Source organism: Methanocalculus sp., assembly GCF_029762515.1.
In the GTDB taxonomy this organism is placed as follows: Archaea; Halobacteriota; Methanomicrobia; order Methanomicrobiales; family Methanocorpusculaceae; genus Methanocalculus.
On record NZ_JARVGN010000172.1, the window covers coordinates 1 to 4,666 of the forward strand.

The following is a 4,666-nucleotide window of genomic DNA, read 5'->3' on the forward strand; positions in this document are numbered from 1 at the left end:
CTATGGCCGGGAAGATGGCCGGCATCCGGTACGCCCTGATACAGCAGGATCTTGACCGCGTCAGGGCCGAGATTGCAGCCATCGAGCAGGAGCTCAGGCAGGCGAACACCACTTTCCAGGCGGCAGCCGAGCAAAGGAACGCCCGGAGAGACCAGCAGGAAACCCAGCTCCGGGATGAAATCAGCCGCGAGTTTGCCGACATCACGGGCGAATGGGGTGGTGCGAGTGTAGGTGCAGCAGGCGAATTAGGTGCAGATCCGGAGAACATAAGGAAGGCGGCCGCCCGCTACCGTGCCTGGGCCCGGAGCCTCCACCTTGAGGGATCTGATCCCATCAGCATCATCAACCACAGAATCGCCGCCATCGCCACCCGCACCGGCCGGCCGCCGGCCGAGGTCAGGGAGGCGGTGTACCGGCACCTGCCGGGGATTGGGGAGGTGGTGTGAGGGGGGGAATGATGAAGGGGAGCAGTGGGAATTACGAAGAATATCGGTTTTCGTTGCCGGGTAGTTTCACTTCAAACACTTTTCCACCCCATTTACCCATTATTTCAAAATCAAAATGAAATCCTTGTTGCAGGGGCATTTCGGAGCGATATTTTGGCATTTCCGATTCCGGTTTTTCACCCCGCAAGTACCCCGCAGGCTGAGCCGGTAAGAGTATCCCCCCTTCTCCAATTATTTCGACATTTTAGAGAGAATTGAGCTCACCTAAACCGCCATTTCATCACTACCAGACAGGATGAACACCCCACAAGTACCCCACAAGTACCCCACAAGTACCCCGTAAGTTGATCCGCTAAATTCCCCTCCCTCTCCAATTCCCCCGACACCGTGGAAACAATTGAAATCACATTCACTCCCCTCGGAACACCGCCAAAAGGGAGGAACAGCCCACAAGTACTCAACAAGTTACCCCACATGTACCCCCAAATCCCTCAATCGCCAGAATCCACTATCGTGAAAAACAGATACACCAACCGCCAGCAAATCACCAGCGGAAATCCCCACCAAAACCAAGGATCAGATCACATGGCCGAACAGATATTCATCGTCGGGGGCGAGGTCGAGCCCCCCTACTTCATCGGCAGGGATGATCAGGCTCGATCTCCTCTCCCGGGCACAGCATAACGTCATCATCGGCCCACGCCGGATCGGGAAGACCTCGCTCCTCAAAAATCTCAGGACGAGCATCGGGGGCGAGGTCCTCTTCGTCCAGGTGAACTGCCGGATGATCACCCACCCGGCCGACTTCTTCAGGATCACCTCACGGGCAATGGTGGAAGCCTATGAGGATAAGCACCGGGCAAAGGGGCTTGCACGGAAGTTCTCTGATATCTTCAAGGCAACAATCACCCGTGCCACCCGTTCGATTGCGGAGATTGGAGGCAGTATCGAGCATATCGGAGAGATATACCTCCGTTTCCGGGAGAGCGAGGTGAGCGAATCCGAGCTGATCGAAGAGACCTTTGCATTCATCGGAAACCTGGCAGATGAGAGCAAAGAGCAGATCATAATCGCCTTTGACGAGTTCCAGGAGCTGAGCAGATTCAATCCCGCGATCTTCAGCCTCTTCAAGACCCATATGGACAGCCGGCCGGATGTGCGGTACATCTTCTCAGGATCTTCAGTTGCACTCCTGAACAAGGTCTTCCTGAAGCCGGACTCGCCCCTCTACCTGATGGCAGCAAAAGTCCGGCTCGAGCCGATCGGAGAGGAGACAGTCAGCAGGTACATCCGCTCCCGGCTCCTGATGCAGAAGATCACAATCACTGGCGATGCCCTTCATACCCTCTACAGCTACACTGACGGATTCCCATTCTATTTCCAGAAGATGGGATTCTTACTGTACCAGCAAACAATCCTCGAAGGGAAGGATACGGTCACTTCAGACGACACAGAACTCGCATTCTCCTCCATGCTTGATGAGTTCGACAGCGAGTTTGAATCACGGTACTCCTGCAAGTTCAGCAGGCAGCAGCAGGATATCCTGAAATACCTCTCTGCCGCAAAGACCCGCAGGCTGAAAGAGATAGCGGCAGATATGGAGACGCAATCATCCTCGCTCACCGCCTCGATGAGAGATCTCACCAATACCATGACCATCGACAAGCCCGGCGAGGGGAGGTATGGCATACTCGACTCTGTCTTCCGGATATGGATTGCCCGGAACATCCTCGGGAATTATGAGTAGCAGCATCCACAATCACCAGCAGATGTGAGGAAATGGCGATTTTAGCTTTTTTCAGCAATATGAGTATTTATATACGCCGATACCCCATAACCTACGTAGAAACGGGGAGATCTGACCATGGAAACCCATTCGCTCATCATCTGGATGCTCATCTTCTCTGCGATCAGTACAGCTGCCCTGGCACTCTATGGAAGCAGGCTCATTCCGGGAATCCGGATAGCACTCCCCTATACCCTCCTGATGATCGCAGCAACCGGATTTGCATCTGTAAATACACTCGAGCTCCTCTCAGAGACCCTCCAGTACAAAATTCTCTTTCATAACCTCCGTTTCCTCTTCCTGCCGTATATCGCAGTTCTCCAGATATGGCTTATCCTCGAGTACGTCAGGAAGACCGAATGGATCAGGAGAGGAATTGCACTTGCCGTCCTCGCCATTCCGGTGGCTGCCACGATCCTTGCCCTGACGAGCCCCTGGCACACCCTCTTTCGGTATAACTTCTCACTGGATCCTGCCGGCCCGGTTCCCGTCCTCGGGTATACAGAATCTGCATTCTTCCATCTCTATTCCGGGTTCTCGCTCGCACTCCTGATCGCAGGCTATGCAATCCTCTTTTACGAGAGCCGGAAGAGGCATACCCTCATTGAGATACAGACGATCCTCCTCTTTGCGGCTCTCATCATACCAAGCGTCATCACCTACCTCTTCGTCCTCGGGATCACTCCTGTTCCGGGAATCAACATGTCCGCACCGCTCTTCTGGATTAGTGCATTCCTCTTCACGATTGCACTCTTCCGGTACCGGTTCCTCGATATCATCCCGGTCGCCCGGAGCCACCTCATCGACAGGATGAGCCAGCTGATGCTCGTCCTTGACAGGGATGGGTATATCATCGATGCAAATCCAGCCGCCGCCGCATACTTTTCACTGAATACAGGACCAACCAGAAGCATCCGGATAGACGAGGCGGCTGGCAGCTGGCCGGAGTTTCTTGAGCTCTCCACAAAAGAAGAGAAGGCAACAGCAAGCCTCCAGAGAGAGACAGATACCGGAGTATGCTTCTATACCGGGACAGTGGATCTCCTCACAAGCCCCTCCGGTGAGACGGAGGGCAGGCTGATCCTTCTGCAGGACATAACACGGGAGCGGAAGGCCGAGATGGACCTCATCGAGGTCAATGATCTCTATAAACGCACGATCAACGCGATAAACGATGGGATATGGGAGTGGGATATCCGCACCGGGAAGACATTTTTCAGTCCGGTCTACTATACAATGCTCGGATACGAGCCGGGAGAATTCGAAGGATCATATGAATCATTCCTCTCACTTATCCACCCGGAAGAGAGGAAGTTCATTGATGCTGAAATAAGGCGCCAGATCAGCACAGGTGATACCTATGAACTGGAGTTTCGGGCACTCAGAAAAGATGGAGGAGTTACCTGGCTCCTCACCCGCGGGATGATCGTTGAGCGGGATCTGGAAGGAAGACCGGTTCGGGCTCTTGGAACCCACACAGATGTTTCCACAAGAAAACAGGGAGAAGAGGCATTGCGGCTTGCCAATAAGAAGCTCCAGCTCCTCTCCAGCATCACCCGGCACGACATTCTAAACCAGATCATGGTGATCCAGGGATTCCTCGATTTTGCCGGAGATCTGAGCGACGATCCCCAACTCACCCGGCATCTCGGCAGGGTGCACGATGCAGCCGATGTGATCGAGAAGCAGATCGCCTTCACCCGCGAGTACGAACAGCTCGGGGTGAAAGAGCCGATCTGGCTCCCGGTACACAATCTGTTAGAGATGAACAGGAGCGGAGATATCGCTGTTGCCTGCGACTGCGTGGGATACTCGATCTATTGCGATCCGATGATCGAGAAGGTCTTTTACAACTTAATGGACAATACCATCCGGCATGCAGAGGGGGCAACCACCGTGACAATCGGCTGCACCCCCCTTGATAGCGCCCTCTTGATCAGCTGGCAGGATAACGGCCCCGGGATCCCCGATGGCGATAAGGAGCAGATATTCATGAGGGGCTTTGGGAAGAACACAGGATTCGGGCTCTTCATCATCCGGGAGATCCTTGCGATCACCGGGATTACCATCACCGAGACCGGGGTATATGGAGAGGGGGCACGGTTTGAGATCCTGGTGCCACGGGATGGGTACCGGCGGGAATAACCATCAGATACTCCATCAGAATCTCTGAATTAAGTGAGAAGGGATGGATATCGAGAGAGAATAATATTAATCTGATTTAGCTCCCGGCTCATTCCATCCCCTCCCAGGACACTATCCGCTTCTCACACTCTTTCCGCGGAAGCCAGCGTTTTCTCTTCTCACCCACACATCTCCCCCGCTCTCGTGTTTACCTCCCCTGAACAAATCCAGTCAGTACCCTCTAACTCGTCATCTCCGATCAATTCGGCGAACCTGGATTCCGATATCATCCGTTCGCTTCGGGCATGCA

At 54.0% G+C, this 4,666-nt stretch carries 3 protein-coding genes; all 3 read left to right on the forward strand.

Going from position 1 to position 4,666, the window contains the following annotated elements; translation table 11 throughout:
- The coding region (locus tag QCH34_RS07150; protein ID WP_300332263.1) for a hypothetical protein at positions 1 to 446 on the forward strand (446 nt) is incomplete at its 5' end.
- 646 nt (positions 447 to 1,092) lie between these two features.
- Positions 1,093 to 2,193 carry an ATP-binding protein gene (locus QCH34_RS07155; protein WP_300332265.1) on the forward strand — a complete coding sequence of 367 codons (1,101 nt, stop codon included), beginning with the start codon at positions 1,093 to 1,095 and terminating at the stop codon, positions 2,191 to 2,193.
- 117 nt (positions 2,194 to 2,310) lie between these two features.
- A complete protein-coding gene (locus QCH34_RS07160; protein WP_300332267.1) occupies positions 2,311 to 4,377 on the forward strand; it encodes a histidine kinase N-terminal 7TM domain-containing protein in 2,067 nt (688 codons plus the stop codon).
- Positions 4,378 to 4,666: the final 289 nt, after the last annotated feature.

Coding starts and splice junctions, on each gene's coding strand:
- QCH34_RS07155 (WP_300332265.1), top strand. CDS start 1,093: ATGATCAGGCTCGATCTCCTCTCCCGGGCACAGCATAACGTCATCATC.
- QCH34_RS07160 (WP_300332267.1), top strand. CDS start 2,311: ATGGAAACCCATTCGCTCATCATCTGGATGCTCATCTTCTCTGCGATC.